The 23,645-nt window shown below is 60.2% G+C and carries 25 protein-coding genes and 1 pseudogene; 11 read left to right on the forward strand and 15 right to left on the reverse strand.

The annotated features are described in order from the left end of the window. Nucleotides 1-8 precede the first annotated feature (8 nt). Nucleotides 9-473, reverse strand: coding sequence for an outer membrane lipoprotein (locus FOT55_RS13665; protein ID WP_025159710.1), 465 nt, complete (start codon nucleotides 471-473; stop codon nucleotides 9-11). 351 nt (nucleotides 474-824) lie between these two features. Between FOT55_RS13665 and anmK the strand changes: the two genes are divergently transcribed. From anmK to pdxY, 5 genes are all read left to right on the forward strand, one after another. Then, nucleotides 825-1,946, forward strand: a complete 1,122-nt coding sequence (gene anmK, locus FOT55_RS13670; protein ID WP_025302667.1) for an anhydro-N-acetylmuramic acid kinase — start codon at nucleotides 825-827, stop codon at nucleotides 1,944-1,946. A 45-nt stretch (nucleotides 1,947-1,991) separates the two neighbouring features. Next, nucleotides 1,992-2,294: an MliC family protein gene (locus tag FOT55_RS13675; RefSeq protein WP_004931294.1), complete on the forward strand. Its 303-nt coding sequence runs from the start codon at nucleotides 1,992-1,994 to the stop codon at nucleotides 2,292-2,294. An 88-nt stretch (nucleotides 2,295-2,382) separates the two neighbouring features. Continuing rightward, nucleotides 2,383-3,036, forward strand: a complete 654-nt coding sequence (gene pdxH, locus FOT55_RS13680) for a pyridoxamine 5'-phosphate oxidase (protein WP_147823572.1) — start codon at nucleotides 2,383-2,385, stop codon at nucleotides 3,034-3,036. A 138-nt stretch (nucleotides 3,037-3,174) separates the two neighbouring features. Further along, nucleotides 3,175-4,449, forward strand: a complete 1,275-nt coding sequence (gene tyrS / locus FOT55_RS13685) for a tyrosine--tRNA ligase (RefSeq protein WP_025302669.1) — start codon at nucleotides 3,175-3,177, stop codon at nucleotides 4,447-4,449. 83 nt (nucleotides 4,450-4,532) lie between these two features. Continuing rightward, the gene (gene pdxY, locus FOT55_RS13690; protein ID WP_049209382.1) at nucleotides 4,533-5,393 is read left to right on the forward strand and encodes a pyridoxal kinase PdxY; all 861 of its coding nucleotides are present in this window, start codon (nucleotides 4,533-4,535) and stop codon (nucleotides 5,391-5,393) included. Nucleotides 5,394-5,432: 39 nt separating this feature from the next. Here pdxY and gstA read toward each other — a convergent pair whose 3' ends face one another. The 4 genes from gstA to FOT55_RS13710 all read right to left on the reverse strand — a co-directional run bounded on the left by gstA (nucleotide 5,433) and on the right by FOT55_RS13710 (nucleotide 8,430). Continuing rightward, a complete protein-coding gene (gene gstA / locus FOT55_RS13695; protein ID WP_025302671.1) occupies nucleotides 5,433-6,038 on the reverse strand; it encodes a glutathione transferase GstA in 606 nt (201 codons plus the stop codon). A 92-nt stretch (nucleotides 6,039-6,130) separates the two neighbouring features. Then, complete coding sequence (dapA, locus tag FOT55_RS13700; protein ID WP_147823573.1) at nucleotides 6,131-7,015, reverse strand: 4-hydroxy-tetrahydrodipicolinate synthase; 885 nt, start codon at nucleotides 7,013-7,015, stop codon at nucleotides 6,131-6,133. Between the two features lie 360 nt (nucleotides 7,016-7,375). Next, nucleotides 7,376-7,639 carry a YjbD family protein gene (locus FOT55_RS13705; RefSeq protein WP_004938373.1) on the reverse strand — a complete coding sequence of 88 codons (264 nt, stop codon included), beginning with the start codon at nucleotides 7,637-7,639 and terminating at the stop codon, nucleotides 7,376-7,378. Between the two features lie 95 nt (nucleotides 7,640-7,734). Next, nucleotides 7,735-8,430 (reverse strand): HD domain-containing protein, encoded by a 696-nt coding sequence (locus FOT55_RS13710; RefSeq protein WP_049204298.1) that lies wholly within the window; start codon nucleotides 8,428-8,430, stop codon nucleotides 7,735-7,737. A 202-nt stretch (nucleotides 8,431-8,632) separates the two neighbouring features. Between FOT55_RS13710 and FOT55_RS13715 the strand changes: the two genes are divergently transcribed. Next, nucleotides 8,633-9,025, forward strand: a complete 393-nt coding sequence (locus tag FOT55_RS13715) for a nuclear transport factor 2 family protein (protein WP_004938379.1) — start codon at nucleotides 8,633-8,635, stop codon at nucleotides 9,023-9,025. On the opposite strand, the gene FOT55_RS13720 is transcribed toward FOT55_RS13715, so the two are convergent. Next, on the reverse strand, nucleotides 9,022-9,291 hold the full coding sequence (locus tag FOT55_RS13720; protein ID WP_004938382.1) for a hypothetical protein: 270 nt from the start codon (nucleotides 9,289-9,291) through the stop codon (nucleotides 9,022-9,024). The two genes, FOT55_RS13715 and FOT55_RS13720, sit on opposite strands and share 4 nt — an antisense overlap. A gap of 276 nt (nucleotides 9,292-9,567) precedes the next feature. On the opposite strand from FOT55_RS13720, the gene FOT55_RS13725 reads away from it, so the two are divergent. Beyond that, entirely contained in the window at nucleotides 9,568-9,948 is a 381-nt protein-coding gene (locus tag FOT55_RS13725; protein ID WP_025302674.1) for a nuclear transport factor 2 family protein, read from the forward strand. A gap of 712 nt (nucleotides 9,949-10,660) precedes the next feature. On the opposite strand, the gene FOT55_RS13730 is transcribed toward FOT55_RS13725, so the two are convergent. Beyond that, on the reverse strand, nucleotides 10,661-11,041 hold the full coding sequence (locus tag FOT55_RS13730) for a RidA family protein (protein ID WP_049300534.1): 381 nt from the start codon (nucleotides 11,039-11,041) through the stop codon (nucleotides 10,661-10,663). 182 nt (nucleotides 11,042-11,223) lie between these two features. Here FOT55_RS13730 and FOT55_RS13735 point away from each other — a divergent pair, with 182 nt between their 5' ends. Further along, entirely contained in the window at nucleotides 11,224-12,078 is an 855-nt protein-coding gene (locus FOT55_RS13735) for an aminoglycoside phosphotransferase family protein (protein WP_147823574.1), read from the forward strand. On the opposite strand, the gene FOT55_RS13740 is transcribed toward FOT55_RS13735, so the two are convergent. Then, nucleotides 12,043-12,546: a cupin domain-containing protein gene (locus FOT55_RS13740; RefSeq protein ID WP_033652588.1), complete on the reverse strand. Its 504-nt coding sequence runs from the start codon at nucleotides 12,544-12,546 to the stop codon at nucleotides 12,043-12,045. The genes FOT55_RS13735 and FOT55_RS13740 overlap by 36 nt on opposite strands. Before the next feature lie 100 nt (nucleotides 12,547-12,646). After that, on the reverse strand, nucleotides 12,647-13,834 hold the full coding sequence (locus FOT55_RS13745; RefSeq protein ID WP_147823575.1) for a benzoate/H(+) symporter BenE family transporter: 1,188 nt from the start codon (nucleotides 13,832-13,834) through the stop codon (nucleotides 12,647-12,649). A gap of 115 nt (nucleotides 13,835-13,949) precedes the next feature. Here FOT55_RS13745 and FOT55_RS13750 point away from each other — a divergent pair, with 115 nt between their 5' ends. Further along, the gene (locus tag FOT55_RS13750) at nucleotides 13,950-14,513 is read left to right on the forward strand and encodes a helix-turn-helix domain-containing protein (protein WP_025302679.1); all 564 of its coding nucleotides are present in this window, start codon (nucleotides 13,950-13,952) and stop codon (nucleotides 14,511-14,513) included. 194 nt (nucleotides 14,514-14,707) lie between these two features. Continuing rightward, entirely contained in the window at nucleotides 14,708-16,801 is a 2,094-nt protein-coding gene (locus FOT55_RS13755; RefSeq protein ID WP_147823576.1) for a prolyl oligopeptidase family serine peptidase, read from the forward strand. A gap of 76 nt (nucleotides 16,802-16,877) precedes the next feature. On the opposite strand, the gene dtpA is transcribed toward FOT55_RS13755, so the two are convergent. The 5 genes from dtpA to rsxD form a co-directional block, all read right to left on the reverse strand. After that, entirely contained in the window at nucleotides 16,878-18,392 is a 1,515-nt protein-coding gene (dtpA, locus tag FOT55_RS13760; RefSeq protein ID WP_025302681.1) for a dipeptide/tripeptide permease DtpA, read from the reverse strand. A 604-nt stretch (nucleotides 18,393-18,996) separates the two neighbouring features. Beyond that, a complete protein-coding gene (gene nth / locus FOT55_RS13765) occupies nucleotides 18,997-19,638 on the reverse strand; it encodes an endonuclease III (RefSeq protein WP_019455952.1) in 642 nt (213 codons plus the stop codon). Next, complete coding sequence (locus FOT55_RS13770) at nucleotides 19,638-20,336, reverse strand: electron transport complex subunit E (RefSeq protein WP_060432973.1); 699 nt, start codon at nucleotides 20,334-20,336, stop codon at nucleotides 19,638-19,640. Before FOT55_RS13770 ends, nth begins: the two co-directional genes overlap by 1 nt. Further along, entirely contained in the window at nucleotides 20,333-20,962 is a 630-nt protein-coding gene (gene rsxG / locus FOT55_RS13775) for an electron transport complex subunit RsxG (RefSeq protein ID WP_025302683.1), read from the reverse strand. Before rsxG ends, FOT55_RS13770 begins: the two co-directional genes overlap by 4 nt. A 9-nt stretch (nucleotides 20,963-20,971) precedes the next feature. Continuing rightward, entirely contained in the window at nucleotides 20,972-22,057 is a 1,086-nt protein-coding gene (gene rsxD / locus FOT55_RS13780; protein ID WP_060432974.1) for an electron transport complex subunit RsxD, read from the reverse strand. Nucleotides 22,058-22,423: 366 nt separating this feature from the next. On the opposite strand from rsxD, the gene FOT55_RS13785 reads away from it, so the two are divergent. Next, nucleotides 22,424-23,317 carry a helix-turn-helix domain-containing protein gene (locus FOT55_RS13785; protein ID WP_025302685.1) on the forward strand — a complete coding sequence of 298 codons (894 nt, stop codon included), beginning with the start codon at nucleotides 22,424-22,426 and terminating at the stop codon, nucleotides 23,315-23,317. A gap of 33 nt (nucleotides 23,318-23,350) precedes the next feature. Here the strand turns inward: FOT55_RS13785 and FOT55_RS13790 are convergent. After that, nucleotides 23,351-23,645, reverse strand: a pseudogene (locus FOT55_RS13790) (electron transport complex subunit RsxC); the annotation flags it as partial.

A 23,645-nucleotide genomic window follows, 5' to 3' on the forward strand; every position in this document is an offset into this window, starting at 1 on the left:
CGGCTGACTTACAGCGGAGAGACGGTAATGGTGTCGCCCATGCGCGCCATGCGCACGCGCTGGCCCGGGCTGAACTTGGTGTCGCCCGCTTTCTGCACCACGACGATGTTCTCTTTCTGGTCGGTTTTGATTTCCAGCTCGTAGCCTGAGGTACGACCGGCCACTTCACCGATGCTGTTGCCCGCTGCGCCGCCGGCGATAGCGCCCGCCGCGGTAGCCAGCGTACGACCGGTGCCGCCGCCAACGGTGTTACCCAACAGCCCGCCAATCACTGCGCCGCCGATCATCCCCAAGGCGTTGGAACCTTCCCCGCCCTGAATTTTCACCGGACGCACGGAAACCAGCGTCCCGTAGGTGACGTTCTGCACCTGTTTGGCCTGCGAGGACGAGTAGACATCGCCGGACATGGATTCATTGGCACACCCAGCCAACGTAACGGCGGCGACGGCAACGACGAGAAGACGCTTGATCATATAAAACTCCTGGTGGTAGTAGTCCATAACCTGGCAATGCTCACCAGGCAAGATTCAGTGAAAATGATAGACAAAGTATGGCTGAAAGTTGATACAGCGCCATGCCTCATCGCTGCACGCAGCTTAACTTTTCTCTGTTCAACCAATAATAAACCGCGGTTTACCTTTATGACAGCCTCACCGACATTCCGTTGCCGGTTAACGCACGGTTTAACACATGAAATGTGCCACCGCGGCGCACCTGGCTCACGGCCTGTAAAAAAAGCATCATAATTCATGGCGTTAATCCGGCAATTCTGGTTTATTTGTCAGGATGAAATTTGCTTACCGCGCGGGTTAGAGGATGTTGCTATGAAGTCAGGCCGCTATATAGGCGTCATGTCCGGCACCAGTCTGGACGGAATCGATGTGGTATTGGCCGCGATCGACGATCGCATGGTGGCGCAGCAGGCCAGCTATAGCCATCCGATGCCGATCGCGCTGAAAAAAGAGATCCTGGGGATGTGCCAGGGGCAGCAGACCACGCTGGCCGCCGTCGGCCGATTGGACGCACAGCTGGGCACGCTGTTTGGCGAGGCGGTGCTTGGCCTGCTGAAGCAAACCGGCATCGACGCCGAGCAGATCACCGCCATCGGTTGCCACGGCCAGACGGTGTGGCACGAACCGGAAGGCGACGCGCGTTTCTCGATGCAGCTCGGCGACAACAACCGCATCGCCGCGCTGACCAATATCACCACCGTCGGCGATTTCCGCCGGCGCGATATGGCCTACGGCGGGCAGGGCGCGCCGCTGGTGCCTGCGTTTCATCAGGCGCTGCTGGGGCATCCCGTCGAGCGGCGTATGGTGCTGAACGTCGGCGGCATTGCCAACCTTTCTCTGCTGTTGCCCGGTGCGCCGGTGCGCGGTTTCGATACCGGGCCGGGCAATATGCTGATGGATGCCTGGGTCTGGCGTCACCGTGCGCAACCTTACGATCAGGACGGCGGCTGGGCGATGCAGGGGCGAGTCTGCTTGCCGCTGTTGCAGCAAATGCTGGCGGACCCTTACTTTGCGCTACCGGCGCCGAAAAGCACCGGCCGAGAGTATTTCAATATCGCCTGGTTGGAGCGGCAGCTGGCCGGATTGCCGGCGATTGCGCCGGTCGACGTGCAGGCCACGCTGACAGAGCTGACCGCCGTCAGCATCAGCGAACAGGTACAACTGGCCGGCGGGTGCGAGCGCCTGCTGGTCTGCGGTGGCGGAGCGCGCAACACGCTGCTGATGGCGCGCCTGTCGGCGCTGTTGCCGGGCACGGAGGTCGGGCTGACCGACGATTGCGGCGTCAGCGGAGACGACATGGAGGCGCTGGCCTTTGCCTGGCTGGCGTTTCGCACGCTGTCCGGCCAGGCCGGCAACCTGCCTTCGGTCACCGGCGCCAGCCGTGAAACGGTGCTGGGTGGGATTTATCCGGTTTTGCCGTTGAGGGGCCGTTAGCTCTGTTAGGATAACCTGTGAAGGATTTCTCTAAGGAGCAACAGCATGAAAAAAGTCATTTTCGTCGCCGGCGCGCTGGCGTTGTCCGGCTGCAGCTACATCCTGCCGCAGAGCAGCCAGACGATGCACTACCAGTGCGGCACTACGCCGCTGACGGTGGCGCTCGACGGCAAGGCGAGCGAAGTCAGCCTGCTGATGGACGGCGAGCAGCTGCATCTTAAGCAGGTGCTGGCGCTGACCGGTGCCAAATACAGCGACGGTAAATACACTTTTTGGTCGAAAGATCGTAACGCCTATCTTGAGCGCAACGGTAAGGTAGTCATGAGCGACTGCGTGTTGACGGAGTGACGGTCACGGCGGCGTCGGAGCGATTGAGTTCCTGACGCCGCAGGCGCAGAATGTAACGACGGATTTTTTCAGTTGGTCGATAAACCAGATGATTGAAAAGAATGAGTTTGATGTTGCGGACCTGCGCCGTGAATATACCCGAGGCGGCCTGCGCCGCAACGATCTGACCGCCAACCCGCTCGAACTGTTCGAACGCTGGTTGAAACAGGCCTGCGACGCGTGCCTGGCCGATCCTACCGCCATGTGCGTCGCTACCGTCGACGAACACGGCCAGCCGTATCAGCGCATCGTGCTGCTCAAGCATTTCGATGAGCAGGGGCTGGTGTTCTACACCAACCTCGGCAGCCGCAAGGCACAGCAGCTGGCGCAAAACCCGCATATCAGCCTGCTGTTTCCCTGGCACATGCTCGACCGTCAGGTGATTTTCCTGGGGCAGGTGGAGCGCCTGTCGACCCTCGACGTGCTGAAGTACTTCAACAGCCGGCCGAAGGACAGCCAGATCGGCGCCTGGGTGTCGCAGCAGTCGTCGCGCATTTCCGCGCGCGGCGTGCTAGAAAGCAAATTCCTCGAGTTGAAGCAAAAGTTCCAGCAGGGCGAAGTGCCGTTGCCGAGTTTCTGGGGCGGATTCCGCGTGAAATTTGACTCCGTCGAGTTCTGGCAAGGCGGCGCCCATCGCCTGCATGACCGTTTCCTGTATCAGCGGGACGGGAATGACTGGAAAATTGACCGACTGGCACCTTGAAGACGTAAAATCCCCTCTAAGCGCTGGTGCTGACGCCGCCGGCGCTTTATTCTATGCGCTACCCTGAATTTTTATTTCGCCACTGGGCGAAAGGCCGTGTACCGGCAAAGGTGCATTCGTTTATACATGGAGTCATTGATGGCAAGCAGCAACTTGATTAAACAACTGCAAGAGCGGGGCCTCGTTGCCCAGGTTACGGATGAGGAAGCGTTAGCGGAGCGACTGGCGCAAGGGCCAATTGCACTGTATTGCGGTTTCGATCCGACCGCTGACAGCTTGCATTTGGGCCATCTGGTTCCTCTGTTGTGCCTGAAGCGCTTCCAGCTGGCCGGCCACAAGCCGGTAGCGCTGGTGGGCGGCGCCACTGGCCTCATCGGCGATCCGAGCTTCAAAGCGGCGGAGCGCAAGCTGAACACTACCGATACGGTGAACGAGTGGGTCGAGAAGATCCGCAAGCAGGTTTCTCCGTTCCTCGATTTCGACTGCGGCAGCAACAGCGCTATCGCGGCCAACAACTACGACTGGTTCGGCGGCATGAACGTGCTGACCTTCCTGCGTGACATCGGCAAGCACTTCTCCGTCAACCAGATGATCAACAAGGAAGCGGTCAAGCAGCGCCTGAATCGCGATGACTCCGGTATCTCCTTTACCGAGTTCTCCTATAACCTGCTGCAGGGCTTCGATTTCTCCGAGCTGTACAACCGCCACCAGGTGGAGCTGCAGATCGGCGGTTCCGATCAGTGGGGCAACATCACCTCGGGTATCGATCTGACCCGTCGCCAGCACCAGAAGCAGGTGTTCGGTCTGACCGTGCCGTTGATCACCAAAGCAGACGGCACCAAGTTCGGTAAAACCGAAGGCGGCGCGGTCTGGCTGGCGCCGGAAAAAACCAGCCCGTACAAGTTCTACCAGTTCTGGATCAACACCGCCGATGCCGACGTCTACCGCTTCCTGAAGTTCTTCACCTTCATGAGCCTGGAAGACATCAACGCGCTGGAAGAAGAAGACAAGAACAGCGGCAAGGCGCCGCGCGCCCAGTACGTGCTGGCGGAAGAAGTGACCGGCATGGTGCACGGTGCGGAAGGCCTGGCGGCCGCCAAGCGTATCACCCAGAGCCTGTTCTCCGGCGCGCTGCATGACATGACCGAAGCGGACTTCGCCCAGTTGGCGCAGGACGGTATGCCGACCATCAAACTTGATGGCGACGCCGATCTGCAGCAGGCGTTGGTGAATGCCGAACTGGTGCCGTCACGCGGCCAGGCGCGCACCATGATCGGTTCCAACGCGGTGACCATCAACGGTGAGAAACAGTCCGATGCCGAATACCGCTTCAGCGATTCAGATCGTCTGTTCGGCCGCTACACGCTGCTGCGTCGCGGCAAGAAACACTACTGCCTGGTGGATTGGCAGTAAGCGAATAATGACGGTAAGGGGCCCTGGCGGCCCCTTTATTTTTGCGCAGCCGCCCGGCTGCCGTATTCAGAACGAGTCTGTCGATGAAAAACATTCTTTCTATCCAGTCGCACGTGGTGTTTGGTCACGCCGGCAACAGTGCGGCTGAGTTTCCGATGCGCCGCATGGGCGTCAACGTCTGGCCGCTGAACACGGTGCAGTTCTCCAACCATACGCAATACGGTCAGTGGACCGGCTGCGTCATGCCGGCCAGCCATCTGACCGAAATCGCGCAGGGCATCGCCAATATCGATCAGCTGAAGCGCTGTGATGCGGTGTTGAGTGGCTATATCGGTTCGCCGGAGCAGGGCGACCATATTCTGGAGATCGTGCGTCAGGTTAAGCAGGCGAACCCGAATGCCTGGTATTTCTGCGATCCGGTGATGGGGCATCCGGAAAAGGGCTGCATCGTGGCGCCGGGCGTGGCCGAGTTTCACTGCCGCCAGGCGTTGCCGTGCAGCGACATGGTGGCGCCGAACCTGCTGGAGCTGGAAATGCTGAGCCAGATGGCCGTCGCCGACGTGGCTGATGCGGTGCAGGCCGCCCGCGTGCTGATTGCCAAAGGGCCGCGGCTGGTGCTGGTCAAGCACCTGGCCCGCGCCGGCTATCACGCCGACTGTTTCGAAATGCTGCTGGTGACAGCGGACGAGGCCTGGCACATCAGCCGGCCGCTGGTGGACTTCGGCGCGCGTCAGCCGGTCGGCGTCGGCGATTTGACCAGCGGTCTGCTGCTGGTGGATCTGCTGAAGGGCGAGGCGCTGGATAAAGCGCTGGAGCACGTGACCGCCGCCGTGTATGAGGTGATGCTGACGACTCAAGAGATGGGCGAATACGAGCTGCAGGTGGTGGCGGCGCAGGATCGGATCGTGCAGCCGCGTAGCGAATTCAAAGCGGTAAAACTGTAAGTGCAACGGGCCCCGGCGATAGCCACCGGGGCCGAGTGTTTACTTCAATCCTTCGGCGTTCAGCGCCGCGTCTACCGCCGGGCGCGCCGCAACGCGATCGAACCAGGCCGCCAGATGGGCGTGCTTGCGCACGTCAAACTGAAGGGCGAATGCCCAGCGCAGCACGGTGAACAGGTAGGCGTCAGCCACGCTGAAACGGCTCCCCAACAGGAAGTGCTGCTTCGCCAGCACCGAATCCAGATAGCTGAACTGCTGCTCCAGCCTGGCGCGCGCGATGGTTTTGTATTCCTCGGGCGTCTTCGGGTTGAACAGCGGGCTGAACCCTTTGTGCAGTTCGGTGGCGATGTAGTTCAGCCATTCGATCGCGTGGTAGCGCGACAGGGTGCCCGCCGCCGGGATCAGGTTGCGGTCCGGCACGCGGTCCGCCAGGTATTGTACGATCGCCACGCCTTCGGTCAGCAGGCTGCCATCGTCCAGCAGCAGCGCCGGGACCTGTCCCTTGGGATTGATGGCAAGGTAATCGGCGCCGCTCTCGGTTTTCTTCTGCGCCAGATCGACCTTCTCCGCCGTGAAATCCAGCCCTGCCTCGCGCAGCACGATATGCGGGGACAGCGAACAGGCGCCGGCTTTATAGAACAGTTTCATCGGAAGCTCCTTGTTGATGACGAATGACGGGCATGCTTAACCTCTCATCGTAGTCCCATAGCGCCAAAATTACAGCGGCTTAGCTTACAAATTTAACCGATGAGCGCCTCGGCTGTCTGCAGCTGCGCCAGCGTTGCGGCGATCTGCTGTTGCAGCGCCTGCGGCGCCACCTGCATGGGTGAACGTAACTCATTGGCGATCAGCCCCTGTTGGGCCAGTACCGTCTTGACCGGCGCCGGATTCGGGAAGCTGAACATCTGGTGGATCATCGGCAGCAGCTCATAGAAGTTGCTGCGCGCAGCGGCCAGATCGCCGGTGGCGACTTGCTGTACCAGCTGGACGAAACGCTCCGGGTGAACATGCGCGGCGGCGGAAATGGCACCGGTGCCGCCGAGGCACAGCGTGGTGAGGATCAGATTGTCTTCCCCGGTCATCACATCGATTTCGCCGTCGGCGATCAGCGCCATGGTAGCGTCAGGGTTGCCGCCGCAGTCCTTGATGGCGGTGATGCGCGGGTGACGTGCGAGCCGGCGCAGCGTGGCCAGCTCCATGGCGATGCCGGTGCGCTGCGGAATGTTGTACAGGATCACCGGCACGGTGGAGGCGTCGGCCAACTGGGTGAAATAGTCGATCAGGCCGCATTGCGAAGGGCGGATGTAGTAAGGCGCCGGGATCAGCACGCCGGCGATGTCGCGCAGCTGAATGGCTTGCTGCATCTGCAGCGTGGCGGCCATGTTATTGCCGGAAAGGCCCATCACCACCTGATGGGCGGGCGCCACCTCCAGCACGGCGTCGAGCACCACCAGCTGTTCTTCCTTGCTCAGCGCGGCGGCTTCACCGGTAGAGCCGCAGACCACCAGGCCGTCGATGCCGGCGTCGAGCAGGTGCCGCGCTAGGCGTTTAACCGCCGGCAGATCGACGGCATCTTGATTGAAAGGGGTAACCATCGCCACCCAAATACCCGAAAATGAGGCCATAAAATATTCCTTCTGTGTGACCGACAGAGAAGCCAGATGAGAAAATTGAAGGCGGGGCGTTGCAGGCCATCCAGTCAGCTCATCTGACGGGACAGCGCGCCCCGGTCAAATGAGCGTCTGTTTCTTCGATTTAACCGCCGCCAAACCGCCAACGGACAACGCAGGTGTCATCAGAATATCAGCGTTGCGTGGGTAGGCCATGGCAGTCTCGTGAAAAGGGGAAGTGGGGTGATAATGAATATTCTTCATCAGGCTGTCAATTTACAACAGATTGATAACATTGTTATTCATGATTCATCAGCAGGGATGAGTTTGGCTAATAAATAAAATCCCCGCCTCGGCGGGGAGGGTTTGACTGGCTCAGCGCGGCGGGCGGGAGCCGATAGTGGCGGACCAACTGAAGGTGTCGCCGCTTGGCCGGTAGCGGTTGGCTTTGCGTTCTGCACGCTCTGCCTTGGCGAGCTTTGCTCTGGCGGCCATGATGCGCGCCACCACTTCATCCTTGACCTTGTGCTGTTCGGCGTTGGTCAGCGGCCGGCCGTGGCTTTTACGCGCTTTGTCCAGCTCGGTTTTGACTTCCCGTTGCTCGCTTTCCGTCATCTCTTTCAACGTCAACTTTTTCATCTGTGCCGCCCGTTCGGTGAAGTTGGCTTTCAGTTTAACGGTGTTATGTGACCGAAAATGTTATGGGCATAACGAAAATGCCCCGTAGGCCGGCATTACACCTCCTCCAGCAGATCATCGACAAAACGCCGCATGCGTTCGGTGCGAAGCTCGGCCATGTGCCGCCCGGCGGCAGTCTGGAAGCCGTCTTGCAGTTTGAACAGCTTGGTTTCGAAGTGATCCAGGCTGAAACGTTTGTCGTCGTATTGGCGATGTTCGGCCCGCGGGTCGGCGGCGTCGTACAGCGCACTGCGCATGCGGCCGCCGATATAGAAGCAGCGCGCCACGCCAATCAGGCCAATGGCGTCGAGACGATCGGCGTCCTGCAGGATCTTTGCCTCCAGCGTTTGCGGGGGGATGCCAGCGGAAAAACTGTGCGCTTCAATGGCGTGGGCTACCGCCGCGATGTCCGCCGGCGCCCATTCCAGCCGGGTCAGCGTCAGCGTGGCTTGCTCCGCCGCCATGCGCGAGGCCAGATGGCGCTGCGGCGAGTTTTTTTCCACCGCCACGGCGTCATGCAGCAGCACCGCCGCGCAGAGAATGCGCCGGTCGCCGCCTTCCAGCTTGCTGATGTGGCGGCAGTTCTTCCAGACTCGATGCAGGTGCGCCACGTCATGCGAACCGTCGTCCGACTCGAGGGTGAGCGGCAACAGCGTTTGCGCCAGCGTTTGGTAGGGGGAAAACGGTTGTAACAACTCTTGCGTCAGCGAGGGTAAAGACACGTTCAGCTCCTGTTGGGGAAAATCGGTCAATCAGCATAGCCGTGTCGGATGCCGGGAAAATGACAGAAAAATGGTTATTGTTTACTAAAGTGCAACCCACTATTGTCATAACTGCGGTTTTTGCAGCGAAACTAGCAACCTAGAATAGCCGCATTCCGCCGTCTCCGCTTGGTGAGAGCCTGTGTCCGCGGGGATGGCCGGAATATCCTCATCAGCCATTTGGAGAAGAGACATGCCAACCCCTCTTGAAATAGTGCGCGCAACCTATGAAGGCAGCTCCGAAGAAAACGGCCGCAATCTGCTGGCGGCGCTGGCCCCCGATGCAGAGTGGACCGAAGCCGCGGGTTTCCCTTACGCCGGTACCTATATCGGCCCGGAGAACATCATCAAGAACGTGCATCAGCGCCTGGGCAGCGAATGGCAAGGTTACCGCGCCGACGTCGATCACTTTTACGATGCCGGCGACAACGTGATCGCTCAGGGTTTTTATCACGGCACTTACCGGGCCACCGGCAAATCCTTCAGCGCCTCCTTTGCGCATATTTATACGCTTCGCGCCGGAAAAATCGTGAAGTTCGTGCAGATCGTCGACAGCGCTAAAGTGCTGGAAGCAATGCAGCCTTAATCGCCGCTGCGCTTGCCGAATTTGCGGTCGAACTCGCGCCGGTAACCCCGGGCCTTGTTGCGATCGCGGATCCACAAATAGCCGCACACCAGCGCAACCGCTCCCGAGAAGGTGACGTTGCGCATATCCCGGTCATACCAAAACACCAACAGCGCATCTAGCGCCGCAATCAGCGCGATCCATTTGTACATATGGGATTGGCGCCGCGTGGCGGCGTTGAGTCGTTTTAACTGTCTGGCTTCGTCCAACACCGGTTTTTGCTGCATAGCGTTTCGTTATCATCAGGCTGTTCACGCTAAATTAGCAGAATTTCCCTAACCGCCGCAAAGATTAACGCGTGGCGTTATGCGGTTTTCATCGCCCCTGGCGCGGCGCAGAAAATTTATGCGCGGGCGCTTGAATTAACCATCGGGCGTGATAGGTTATTTATTCGCTATTTTTGGTTTTTTATTCAAAACTCGCCGTGTCATCAAGCTGCAGCACTGGGCGGTTAACGTGATGGGTTCGACGTATGCGGCGGTTAACTTCGGCAGGAGGATGTGATGAACGATAAAACGGCACGCCCGCAGGATGTGGTTCAACAACAGCTTGACGCCTATAACGCCCGCGACATCGAGGCCTTTATGGCCTGCTGGGCGGACGACGCGCAGTATTACGAGCATCCCGACACGCTGCTGGCCAGCGGCAAGGCGGCGATCCGTGAACGACATCTTGTGCGTTTCCAGGAGCCGAGTCTGTATGGCGAACGGATAAAACGCATGGCGGTGGGGAATATGGTGGTCGATCAGGAAGTGGTGACGCGCAACTTCCCGCAGGGGCGCGGCAAAATGGATGTCATCGCCATTTACGAAGTGGAACAGGGGCAGATCGCCAAAGCCTGGTTCAAGATCGGCCCCTGCATGCCGGATGAAGGTGCGCTCTAGCCGCAATGCCGCTCACTTAAGCCTGAGTGGCATTTTTCTTATCCAGCCTCTGGGCGTTCTGTGCAGGGGAATTGCCGTCAATGTTCCGCATTTCTTTGTGGCCAACATGAACGGCAATTGTAGGGGCCGATGGCGCGGCCCCTACACCCGCGCCTTTGCTTAACACCGCCTGTCCGCTGCGCGGATACCCTCGCCGTGTCTGCATTGTCGGGCGGGTCGGCTGCGACAAACGTCCCTGTTAGTCTCGCCTCAACCGGCCTTCCCTGGCCGGTTGCCCCTGACAACGCCGCCTTGCTCGGCAGCCGGTGATGCGCGTTAAAGGTCAACACCCGAGCTGGCAGCTACCGGGAAATCTGCCGCTGATGAGGTTATGGCAGAGAAGTTGGAGATGAGCGCGGTGTTGGGCGCCCTTGAAGACGCCGAACGCAGGCATAGCGCATTAGGAGAAACCGCCATGGACGGCGGTTTCAGGTGAGACAGGCAGGGACGCCTGTCGCAACCGGCCTCAATGTGCTATGGCGGAGAGAGGGCAGTTGGCAAAGCCAACCGTCTGATAGGGCAAAGGCGCGGGTTGCCAGGGGCCGCGCCTTCGGCCCCTGGCTCGGTCGAGGTGCGTGAGCCACATGAGGCATCTCACTTTTATCGACCGAAAATGTCACGAACGCCTGTAGAAAAACGCTTAACTGAATCAGCATTGTGCTCTAGCCGCGCCTTATTGCAACGCCATCACCGCCTCAATTTCCACACACACTGCGGGTGAGAACAACGCGCTGACCGCCATCAGTGAACAGGCCGGCAGCGCGCCGTCGAAATAGTCAAACAGCACCGGGCGCACGCCCGCCAGATCGGCGATGTCGGTCAGGAACACGCTGATTTTAATCAAGGCCTTGAGATTCACGCCTTCGCTGGCGGCGATGGTCGCCAATTGCTCGAGGATCTCCTGCGTCTGTTCCGGCGCGCTTAAGCCTTGCGCGTCGGTGGCGAAGGCCGTCAAGCCCGACACATACAGGCGATCGCTGTGGCGCACCGCATGCACATAGGGGCCGCCCGGCGTAGGCAACTGCGGATAATTCGTGCGTTTTAATGATGTCATGATCAAACCCCGCGCAAGACCGGTTAATAAAAGCGACAAACTTGGTTAGGATACTGAGGAAACGGCGGCCAGACGCCGCACACCGATGATATATGAGCGTATCATCCCTCTTTATTTTATACGTCGTCTCTCACCCGAATGTGACAGTGCGGCGCAGATCGGCCACAAGGACGCATGAGACGATGAACCCGCTTTTTACTCCCTACCTGCAACGCTGGCAACTGGAACAGGACGGTAAAGCCTTCGAAACCCACAGCAGCCTGCTGATGCCGGTGCGTTACCGGGGCGAGGCCGCCATGCTGAAGATCGCCCGCGAGCAGGAGGAGCGCTTCGGCGGCCAGCTGATGTGCTGGTGGCGCGGGGAAGGCGCCGCGCAGGTGTTGGCGTGGCACGAAGACGGCATTCTGCTGGAGCGCGCACAGGGCGAAAGCTCGTTGGCGCAGCTGGTGCGTGACGGCGACGATGAGCAGGCCACGGCGATCCTGTGCCGGGCGATCGCCGCCTTGCATGCGCCGCGCGCGGCACCGCTGCCCGAATTGATCCCGTTGCAAGAGTGGTTTAGCTCGCTGTGGCCGGCGGCGCAGGCGCACGGCGGCATGCTGCGTCTCAGCGCCACGACGGCGGCGGAATTGCTGAGTAGCCCGCGAGATGAAAGCGTGCTGCACGGTGATATCCACCATGACAACGTGCTGGACTTCGGCGAACGCGGCTGGCTGGCGATCGATCCCAAGCGTTTGTACGGCGAACGGGGCTTCGATTACGCCAATATCTTCTGTAATCCCAACTACGGCATCGCCACCGATCCGGCCATTTTCCAGCGGCGCGTGGAACAGGTCTGTCGCTTGGCCGGGCTGGAACGCCGGCGCTTGCTGCAATGGATCCTGGCCTGGGCGGGGCTCTCCGCCGCCTGGTTTATGGAAGACGGGCAGGCGGCGGATATCGACTTCCGCGTGGCCGAGCTGGCGGCGCGCGCGTTGGATCTCCCGCTGCCCGACGGCGATTCAGGGTTCATCCTGCCAGTAATCGAGCGAGGCTGAAGGGCGTTGCAGATAACGCACCTGTTCGCCGTCATTGCCGCGCGCCATCGCCTGGTATTTGCCTGAGTCCGGATACATCACCACTTCCGGCTGTTCGCGCGTGCTGACGGACAGGTACTTCAGCGGCGCATCGGAGGTGTTGATGATCTGGTGCGGGTATTCCGGGCCAGGCGGAATGAAAATGACATCCCCGCTGACGATCGGCAGCATTTCTCCGGCCACGCGCAGCGTACCGCTGCCTTCCAAAATGATGAACATTTCCTCCTGAGCATAGTGAAAATGGTAGGGGCAGGAGCGCATGCCCGGCGCCACACAATCGAAAGAAGCGCCCAGCTTGTCGGCGGCGGTGCCGGTGCCGAGGCGAGCGCCGACGCTGTCATACAGCGGCGGCCGTCGGTCATGCTTCATCTCTACCTGTTCGACATTGCGTATCAGACGCTGGGCCAACAGCGCGGCTTTCTCGGTCATAAGCTTCCTTGGTGACGGCGTCACTTATTAGGTGGATTGACATTCAGACGACAGAGAAAGTGAAGGCGCCACGGCGCCGCTTGTCAATGTAGACCGCCCGTTACGCCTCGGAGGCTCGCCGCGGCAGCGACAGCAGCAGATGGGCGATAGCGCCGCCGACAATGCCCCAGAAGGCCGAACCGATGCCGAGCAGCGTGACGCCGGAGGCGGTGATGAGGAAGGCGATCAGCGCCGCGTCGCGCTGTTTTTCATCATGCAGCGCACGTTGCAGGCTGCCGCCGATGGTGCCGAGCAACGCCAGCCCGGCAATGGTGTGGATCAAGGCGACCGGCAACGCGCTGAACAACAGGCCGATGGCACCGCCGAACAGACCGGCCAGCAGATAGAAGCCGCCGGCGGCCACCGCGCCCATATAGCGCCGCTGCGGATCGGGATGCACGTCCGGCCCCATGCAGATGGCGGCGGTAATGGCGGCGATGCACACCGAGAAGCCGCCGAACGGCGCCAGCAGCAGTGCGGTCAGCGCCGTCCAGGCGATCAGCGGTGAGGTGGGGACGCGGTAGCCCGCCGCCTGCAGCGTGGCGATGCCGGGGGCGTTTTGCGAAGCCATGGTGACCACGAAGAAGGGCACGCCGATGCCGAGCAGCGTCGGCCAATTGAAATGCGGCGCGATAAATTCCGGCATGGCGAACGCCGGCGCTTGCTGCGTTAGCTGGATATTGCCCTGCAGCGCGGCGATCGCCAGCCCAACCGCCAGCGTCAGCATGATGGCGTAGCGCGGTTGATAACGGCGGCTGAGCAGATAGGCCAGCCCCATGCCGGCGCTGAGGGGGAAATTGAGCTGCAGCGAAGCGAAGGCGTCCAGCCCGAAACGCAGCAAGATCCCCGCCAGCATCGCCGCAGAAATCGCCTGCGGGATGTAGTCCATCAGGCGGGCGAACAGCCCGGTGACGCCGCACAGCAGGATCAGACCGGAAGCGAAGATAAACACGCCGATCGCCTCGTTGATCGGCGTGCCGGGCAGGCTGGTGACCAGCAGCGCCGCGCCGGGCGTCGACCAGGCGGTGAGGATCGGGGTGCGGTAGTAAAGCGAGAGCCCGAGCGAGGTGACACCCATCGCGATCCCCAGTGCGCTCAGCCAGCCGCCGATCTGCGCCGGCGTGGCGCCTGCGGCGGCGGCGGCCTGGAAAATGATCGCGGCAGAGCTGGTGTAACCCACCAGAACGGCGACAAAGCCGGCCATGATGGCGGGCAGGGTCAGATGGCGCAGGGAGAGGGCTGGGCGCATGAGGAGCTCCAATCGGTAATTGTGCGTTATAACGCACGACAAGAAATCAGCATAGCACCGTGCGCTATAGCGCACAAGCGGGTATAATCGGGCACGATACGCAGAGGAGAACAGGATGCAGGAACTTGCCGGCCATTTGGCGCACACCCTTCGCACGCTGCGCACACAGCGCGGCTGGAGCCTGACGCAGGCGGCTGAATACACCGGCGTCAGCAAAGCGATGCTCGGGCAGATTGAACGCGGTGAATCCAGCCCGACGGTGGCGACGCTGTGGAAGATCGCCACCGGCTTCAACGTGGCGTTCTCCGCCTTTCTTGAGGCGTCGCCCGCTCAGCAACAGGCGACGCTGCACCGCTACGGTGAACTGCCGGTGTACGATCAGGACAATGCTGATATGCGCGTGGTGCCGCTGTTTCCCTACGACCGCCAGCTGGGTTTCGATATGTTCGTCATCGATCTCGCACCGGGCGCGCTCAGCGAATCGTCGCCCCATGAGCCGGGCGTGATCGAGCATGTGATCGTGATCAGCGGCCGACTAGAATTGGCGATCGACGGCGAATGGCACAGCCTGGCGGCCGGCGAAGCGATGCGCTTTCAGGCCGATCGGCCGCACGCCTACCGCAACGCCAGTTCACAAACGGTGCGCATCCACGATCTGATCCACTATCCTCAATCCTGACTCAACGCGGTGCCCGCGGGCTTTGACTCCGCGCCGCCAAACGCCTACCTTGTTGAAAATGACTCTTATTTCACAGGCTGTCGCCCATGACGGGGCGGCGTTGTAGCCGACTCAAAAGGAGCTTGATTTTGCCGGTCACCAATCGACGTCAGTTCATTAAACTCAGTGCGCAAACCGCAGGAGCCGTATTCGCGATGACTTCATTACCTAACAGTATCCGCCTGGCGATGGCGGCGGAGGGCGGCGCGGCCGCCGGCGATGACTTCCTGTGGCTGGAGGAGCTGCAGGGTAAAAAAGCGCTGCAATGGGTGCAGCAGGAAAATCAGCGCACCGTGGCGCGTTTCGGCCAGGGCGAAGACTTTCAGCGCATTGAGCGCGAGGTGCTGGATATCCTCAATAAAGACACCCAAATCCCGTGGGTGAGCAAGCGCGGCGAGTACTATTACAACTTCTGGCAGGATCGGGCCAACCCGCGCGGCCTGCTGCGGCGCACCACGCTGGACGAGTACCGCAAGGCCAAACCGGCCTGGGAGACGGTGCTGGATATCGATGCGTTGGGCAAGGCGGAGGGCAAGGATTGGGTCTATCAGGGCTCGCAACCGCTGGCGCCGGAATACCGTTATTGCCTGATGCAGCTGTCGCCGGACGGCGGTGACGCCACCGAGATCCGCGAATTCGATCTGGTGGCCAAACGCTTCGTCAAAGACGGTTTTAATGTACCGGTGGCGAAAAGTCGGGTCTCCTGGGTCGATCGGGATACGCTGTTCATCGCCACCGATTTCGGCCCCGGCTCGATGACCCAGTCCGGCTACGCGCGCATCGCCAAGCGCTGGCGGCGCGGCACGCCGCTGAGCGCCGCCGAAACGCTGTACGAAGCGCAGCCCGAGGACATGGCGGTCTTCGCCTATCACGACCGCACACCGGGTTTTGAGCGCGATTTCGTCGGCCGCAGCCTGGACTTCTACCGCCGCGACTATTTCTTGCTGATGCAGGACGGCCGGCAGAAAAAAATCGATATCCCGGCCGACGCCGAGCTGGATACGCATCGGGAATGGCTGCTGATCAAACCGAGCAGCGACTGGGAGGTGGGCGGCAAGCGCTATCCGTCCGGCGCGCTGCTGGCGGCCAACTTCGATGACTATCTGGCGGGTAAGCGCGAGCTGCAACTGCTGTTTACCCCAACGGCGGAGCAGGCGCTGAGCGGCTACAGCGGTACCCGCGATCATCTGATCCTCAGTATCATGGATAACGTGGTCAACCGTCTGGAAGTGCTGACGCCGCAGGGCGGCAGCTGGCAACGTCGTCCGCTGGGCAACCCCGGCGCCATCAGCACCATCTCCGCCGGCGGCATCGACGAAGAGAGCAACGCCTATTTCCTGACCATCAGCGGATTCCTGCAGCCGACCTCGCTGTATATGGGCAACCTCGACGGCGGTGAGGCGACGCTGCTGAAACAGGCGCCGCAGGATTTTGACGCGTCAGGCTACCAAGTGAGCCAGCATTTTGCGCGCTCCAAGGACGGCACCCGCGTGCCGTATTTCCAGATTGCCGCCAAAGATCTCAAACCGGACGGCAGCACGCCGACGCTGCTGTATGGCTACGGCGGGTTTGAAGTGCCGCTGTTGCCGGGCTATCTCGGCGGCAAGGCGCCGGCCTGGCTGGAACGCGGTGGGGTATACGTGGTGGCCAACATCCGCGGCGGCGGCGAATACGGCCCGGCCTGGCACCAGGCCGCGCTCAAGCAGAACCGCCATCGCGCCTACGAGGATTTCGCCGCCGTGGCCGAAGATCTCATCGCACGCCAGGTGACCTCGGCGCCGCATCTCGGTGCGCGCGGCGGCAGCAACGGCGGCCTGCTGGTGGGCAATATGCTGACGCTGTATCCGCAGCTGTTCGGCTGCATCGTCTGCGAAGTGCCGCTGCTGGACATGCAGCGCTATACGCAGCTTTCCGCCGGCGCGTCGTGGATCGCCGAATACGGTGACCCGAGCAAGCCGGAGGAGTGGGCCTACATCAAGACCTTCTCGCCGTACCACAACATTCAGACGCAGACGGCCTATCCGCCGGTGTTGTTCTATACCGCGACCAGCGACGATCGGGTCAACCCGGCCCACGCGCGCAAAATGGCGGCGCGCATGCAGGCGATGGGGTATCAGCAGGCTTATTTCTATGAAAATACCGAAGGCGGGCACAGCGCCGCCGCCGACAAGCAACAGGCGGCATTCCACAGCGCACTGGTAAGCGAATTCATGTGGGCCAACCTGAGCGATAAACCCAAATCAGCGTAAACCCGTTTATTGCGGGCATAAAAAAACACCGGGGCGTTAACCTCGGTGTTTTTATTTACGCCCAATCTGCCGACGATCAGTGAGCCGCGGTGGCTTCCTGCGCTTTCTGATTGGCGTCTTCGGTGGTATCCAGCGTCATGCGGTACAGTTTCGGCGCGGTCAGCATCATCAGGATAGCAATGACGGCGGTGACGATGCCGATTTGCATAAACACATGGCTGTAGATGGCCAGCGAAGCGTGCGCGTCGTTGATGTCGCTTGGGACGGCGGTCAGACCGGCAACCTTACCGGCGATCAGCGCGGCGGCGGCGGTGGTCAGGAACCAGGAACCCATGATGAAGCCCATCAGACGCTGCGGCACCAGCTGTGCCACCATCGCCAGACCCAGGCCGGAAATCATCAGCTCACCGATGCTCTGCAGCGCGTAGCTCAGGATCAGCCAGTTGACCGACACAATGCCCTGTTCGTTGGCGAAGCTGGCGCCCCATGGCAGCACCAGGAAGGCGCAGGAGCACAGGATCATACCGAAAGCGAACTTGTGCGGCATCGGCAGGCGATCGCCCATTTTGTTATACAGCGCGGCCAGAATCGGGCTGGCGAGCATGATCCAGAATGGGTTCAGCGCCTGATACTGCTCAGGCTCGAAGGCGATGCCGAAGATGCTGTGTTCCACGTTGTGGATGGCGAAGAAGTTCAGTGAGGTTGGCATTTGGCTGTACAGCACGAAGAACACCACCGCTTCCAGCATCAACAGGAAGGCGACGATCATCTTGCGGCGTGCGGCGCCGTGCAGGGCGAAGGTTTCCTTGGCGAACACCAGCACGATGCCGGCGGAAACGAGGGCCAGCGCCCAGCGCGCGATCACCTGGTTGTGCAGCAGCCAGCTGGACACGGCGATCAACGCCACGATGCCGACCAGCACCATCAGCAGTTTCGGCAGATGCAGCGGCTTGAAGTCAGGCTTGGAGCCGTTTTCCTTCACCCACTTGTGGCACATCATAAAGTTGACCAGGGTGATCAGCATGCCGACCACGCTCAGGGAGAACGCCACGCTCCAGCCGTATTTCGCTGCCAGCCACGGGGTGGCCAGCATGGAGAAGAAGGAACCGATGTTCACCGACATGTAGTACATGGTGAAGGCGCCGTCGAGACGCGGATCGTCTTTCTCATAGCAGGTGGACAGCAGGGAGGACGGGTTAGCCTTGAACAGGCCGCTGCCCACGGCGATGGTCGCCATACCCATGTAGACCCAGAAGATGTCGTGGCCGGAGTAGGCCACCATGGCGTAACCGGCGGCCAGCACCAGTGCGCCGAGCACGATCACGCGTTTGGCACCCAGCACCTTGTCGCCCAGCCAGCCGCCGATGGCGACGAAGCCGTATACCAGGGCGCTGAAGGAAGAGAACAGGGTGATGGAGTCGGCTTCGCTCATGCCGAGCATCTTGACCAGATAAACCGCCATGATGCCCTGCAGGCCGTAATAGCCGAAACGCTCCCACAGTTCGATCGAGAAGATCAGATAGAACGCTTTCGGTTGTTTGAACGCGTTAAGGCTAACGCTCTCCGGGTGTTGGTTGTTTGCTGTTGACACTGGTACCTCTGTTTTTTCGCAGCCCGTCTTTGGAGGACGGGAAAGTACAAAAGTTGATGCGGAACGGCATCCTTTTGCGTTGTTATAGGATGGGGACGGCGGTTAATGTTCACTATCTTTGTCAACGTGGCAAGCAGTTTGTCATATTCGGTTACATTTAACGCTAGCAGGATTATGCTGCGATGTTGCAAATGTTATGCAGTATTAACTTTCGGGTTTTAATGATTTGCCGATTTTTTGTTTTGATTAAAAGCTATACGGATTTTAAATAGGGATATATTCTGCTGAATTGCTATTTTTTAGCGTATCAGTGTATGTGTGGTTATTAATCCATTGGAATGTTGTGCATATGACGCATTTTGTAAAATTATAGAAATTTAAGAAAACGGGACTGGCATTTGTGAACGCCTTGTGATCCTGAAAGCGTGACGTTCACCGCAATTTTCGACTAATTTTTCGCTTGAAAATAACACGGCACTGAGTTTTTCACTGAAAACCGCGATAACACCGGGGTTACTGCTGCGCGATATCACATTTCCGATAAAAAAGAGGCGCTGGCGGGGAGAGATGAAGCGACGGGTGCGGTTTGCCGCACCCAACAGGCTCAGGATTCCGGATAAACCTTTTCTTTATACTCGCACAGGTCTTCGATAATGCAGGAACCGCAGCGCGGTTTACGCGCGATGCAGGTGTAGCGCCCATGCAGGATCAGCCAGTGGTGGCAATCGACCTTGAATTCGGCGGGCACGACCTTCAACAGCTTCTCTTCCACCTGATCGACGTTCTTGCCCGGCGCGAAGTGGGTGCGGTTGCACACCCGGAAGATGTGGGTGTCGACGGCGATGGTCGCCCAGCCGAAAGCGGTATTGAGCACCACGTTGGCGGTCTTGCGTCCGACGCCCGGCAGCGCTTCCAGCGCGGCGCGATCCTCCGGTACTTCGCCGCCGTGCAGTTCCAGCAGCATGCGGCAGGTTTTGATCACGTTTTCGGCCTTGCTGTTGAACAGGCCGATGGTCTTGATGTACTCCTTGACGCCATCAACCCCCAGCGCCAGCATGGCGGCAGGGGTGTTGGCGACTGGATAAAGCTTGGCGGTCGCCTTGTTGACGCTCACGTCGGTGGCCTGTGCAGACAGCAGCACCGCAATCAGCAGCTCAAACGGCGTGGTGTACACCAGCTCGGTGGTCGGATGCGGGTTGTTGTCGCGCAGCCGGGTCAGAATTTCCAGTCGCTTCTGCTTGTTCATCAGGCCTTCTCAGCACGTCCTTGTCCCAGCAGCGGTTCCACCGCCACGGCGCGGGCTTTGCGCGCCTTCATTTTTTCGTCGATCAGATATTTGACCGCCAGCAGCAGCCCCAGGCCGATAAAGGCACCCGGCGGCAGCATCGCCAGCAGGAACGGGCTGTCGAAATGCACCACTTCGATGCGCAGCGACTTGGCCCAGCCGCCCAGCAGCTGATCGGCGCCGTCGAACAGCGTGCCGTTGCCCAACAGTTCGCGCATCGAGCCCAGCGTCACCATCACGCCGGTGGCACCGAGGCCGATGGCCATGCCGTCCAGCGCCGAGAGGCCGACCGGCTTCTTGGCGGCCACCGCTTCGGCGCGGCCCACCACGATGCAGTTGGTCACGATCAATGGAATAAAGATGCCGAGCGACTGATACAGGCCGAAGGCATAGGCGTTGATCAGCATCTGCACGATGCTCACCACCGCGGCGATGATCATCACGTAGATAGGAATACGCACCTCGCTCGGCACCCAGCGGCGCACCGCGGAGATGGAGGCGTTGGTCAGCGTCAGCACCAGCGTGGTGGCCAGCCCCAGGCCCAGCGCGTTGGTGACGGTGGAGGTCACCGCCAGCAACGGACACATGCCCAGCAACTGCACCAGGGCGGAGTTGTTTTTCCACAACCCCTGGACGATCAATTCTTTGGCTTCACTCATTCGCTGGCTCCACACGCAGGTAAGCTTTCAAGTTTAGGCGGCAGCGTTTCCATATACAACGCCGTGCGGCGCACCGCATTGACCACCGCACGCGGGGTGATGGTCGCGCCGGTGAACTGGTCGAACATACCGCCGTCTTTCTTCACCGCCCAGCGCTTATCGTCCGGGCCTTCGATTTTCTTGCCGCTGAAGAAAGAAATCCAGTCGGAAATGCGCAGTTCAATTTTGTCACCCAGCCCCGGGGTTTCGTGGTGTTCAATCACCCGGGTGCCGAGCACCGTGCCGTTGAAATCGGCGCCGACCAGCAGTTTGATAGCGCCGGAGTAGCCGTCCGGCGCGGTGGTTTCCAGCGCGGCGGCGGTCGGCTGCCCGTTTTTGCGCGCCAGGTACAAACGGTGCGGCGCGCCGTCGCCCAGCGCCGGATCGCTGACCAGGAAGCATTCGTTCTGCATGATGTTGTCGTAGTTTTCCGGTGGCACCACCTGATCGAGCAGCGCTTTTTGCTGCAGCGCCGCCTGATGGGCGATGGTGGTTTTCGTCAGGGCGTAGACCACGGCGGTCAGGCCGGTGGTGACCGCCGCAAACACCGCCAGCGTGGTGCCGTGCTTTCTCATGGAATTCAGCATGGCGGCTCCTTAGCGATGGCCGTACACGCGCGGCTGCGTGTAGTGGTCGATTAACGGGACGGTGATGTTGGCGAGCAGCACGGCGAAGGCCACGCCGTCAGGGTATCCGCCATAGACGCGGATCAGCCACACCAGCACGCCGATCAGCGCGCCGTAGATCAAACGGCCCTTCGGCGTGGTCGAGGCGCTGACCGGATCGGTGGCGATAAAGAACGCGCCCAGCATGCTGGCGCCGGAGAACAGGTGGATCAGCGGCGAAGCCTGATGCGCCGGATCGATCCACCAGGCCAGGCCGGAACAGAAGGCGATGGCGGCCAACATGCTGAACGGGATCTGCCAGTGGATCAGGCGGCGCGCCAGCATAAACAGGCCGCCGGCCAGGAAGCCGAGGTTGACCCACTGCCAGCCGATGCCGGCCAGGGCGCCGCCGAACAGCGGCTGCTGCAACACCTGTTCCACGCTGTGGCCGCTGCGCAGGCCGGTTTTGAAGCCGTCGAGCGGCGTGGCCTGGCTGATGCCGTCCACGCCCATCTGCAGTTCGTGCAGCGTCGCGCCTTGCGAGGTATGGCCGCTGAAAATGGCCAGCAGTGTGTCGTGGAACGGTAGCGCGGTGGCGCGCAGCTCATCCGGCGGCAGCCAACTGGTCATCTGCACCGGGAAGGAGATCAGCAGCACCACGTAACCGACCATCGCCGGGTTGAACGGGTTCTGCCCAAGGCCGCCGTACAGCTGCTTGGCGATGACGATGGCGAAGAACGTACCGATGACGATCATCCACCAGGGTGCCAGCGGCGGCAGGCTGATGCCGAGCAGCAGCGCGGTCAGCAGGGCGGAGTTATCCGCCAGCCGGCTGCGCACCGGCAGCTTGCGCAGTTTTAGGATCGCGCCTTCCGCCGCCAGCGCGACGATCGCCGCCAGCGCCACCTGGATCAACACGCCGTAGCCGAAAAACCAAATCTGCGCCGCGATGCCGGGAATGCACGCCAACATCACCCACAGCATAATGCGGCTGGTGCTTTGCTGGTTGTGGGTGAACGGCGAGCTGGCGATGTGTAAGCCTTTGGCGGCTGTGGGTGATACCGGCCTGAACTTCATAGAGTAACGATACCTTCTGCGCCGCGCCTGCGGCAGTTTCGATGCGCCGAATTGCGGGCGCGGCAAAAAATAATAGCCGAGTATTCTACCTGATTCGATGCGAGGGTAATACGCCTTAATGGTAGGGGTATTCGGCTTTCCGCACATCTGGCGATCGGGACGGCGCGATTTGATTTTTTTTTGGCCGGTAAATGGGCTAACGTGAGGAATTGTCAGTGGAACTTGTGCCGCCATCGACCGCGGAAAATGGGTTAAGCGTCTGAATGAGATATCATTTTTCTCCAGATTTCCGCACAAAATAACAACTTTCACATAATCCGTGTAGGTTACTATCGCGAACATTATTGAGTCAGTGAATCCATAATAATGACAAATGAAGACATTTTTTTTATTGAAGAGCTAATTGAGTGGGTGGAGATACATCTGGAGAAACGGCCAAACCTGGATGAAGTCGCGCGTATTTCGGGCTATTCCAAGTGGCATCTGCAGCGTAAATTCAAGCGTATTACCGGCATTCAACTCGCCACCTATATCCGTTCGCGCATCCTGACGCGCGCCGCGGTGGCGCTGCGCATTACTCGCCGCTCCATCATCGACATTTCCGATGAGCTGGGCTTCGATTCACAGCAGACCTTCACCCGCATGTTCAAGCAGCGCTTCGGCACCACGCCCAATCGCTACCGCTCGATGGCGCACTGGGACGTGAAAAACCTGATGCCGCGCTTTAACTTCGAAGCCAGCTACGGTGCCGGTTATTATCCGGAAGTGAAGCGGTTGACGCTGCCCGACATGCAGTTGGTCGGTTTCACGCGTCGGTTGGATTTCGCCTCCGAACAGGAGCTGGAATATTCTTCCTGCATGGCGATGAAGGACGAGATTTTCAACGACTTCTTCAAGGGGTTGCACGTTGACTGTCGGCGAATTTACAGCATTTATTCTCCTCATGCCGGGGAGGGCGACGAGCTCTCGTCCACGTTGGTGATGGCGGTCGATCCTGAACACAAAAAGGATATTCTTTCCAACCATCAGATCGACACCTTCCATCTGCCGAGCCGCGAGTTTATCTCCATCAACCATAAGGGCACGGCGAAAGAGTGTCTGCAGTTTTTCGGCTACCTGATGTCGCATGTGATGCCGGGGCTGAAGGATGAAGTGCGCGGCAGTATGGAAATGGAGATCATTCAAACCAAAGAGTGGAATCCGGAATCCAAACTGCGCCAGATTGAAGTGGATTACACCTACCTGATTTCTATCGATTAAACGGCGCCGGGCTGTGGCCAGGCGCCGCTGTCATCATTTGTCTTCCGTTTCCGCCGTCAGCGATTCCCTGGCGGCTTTTTTGGCTTTGGCGCGGGCGATAGCCGCTGCCACCGCCGCCTTGCGCGGGTCTTCCTCGGCGGCAGCCGGAGCCGGTTCCGCCGCTGCAGGAGCATCCGCCTGCTGCGCGGCTTTCTTGGCTTTTACACGTGCCAGTGCCGCGGCAACCGCTGCTTTGCGCGGGTCTTCCTCGACGGCAGCCGGAGCCGGTTCCGCCGCTGCAGGGGCATCGGCCTGCTGCGCGGCTTTTTTGGCTTTGGCGCGGGCGATA

Origin of the sequence: Serratia bockelmannii (assembly GCF_008011855.1) — a bacterium.
Classification (GTDB): Bacteria; Pseudomonadota; Gammaproteobacteria; order Enterobacterales; family Enterobacteriaceae; genus Serratia; species Serratia bockelmannii.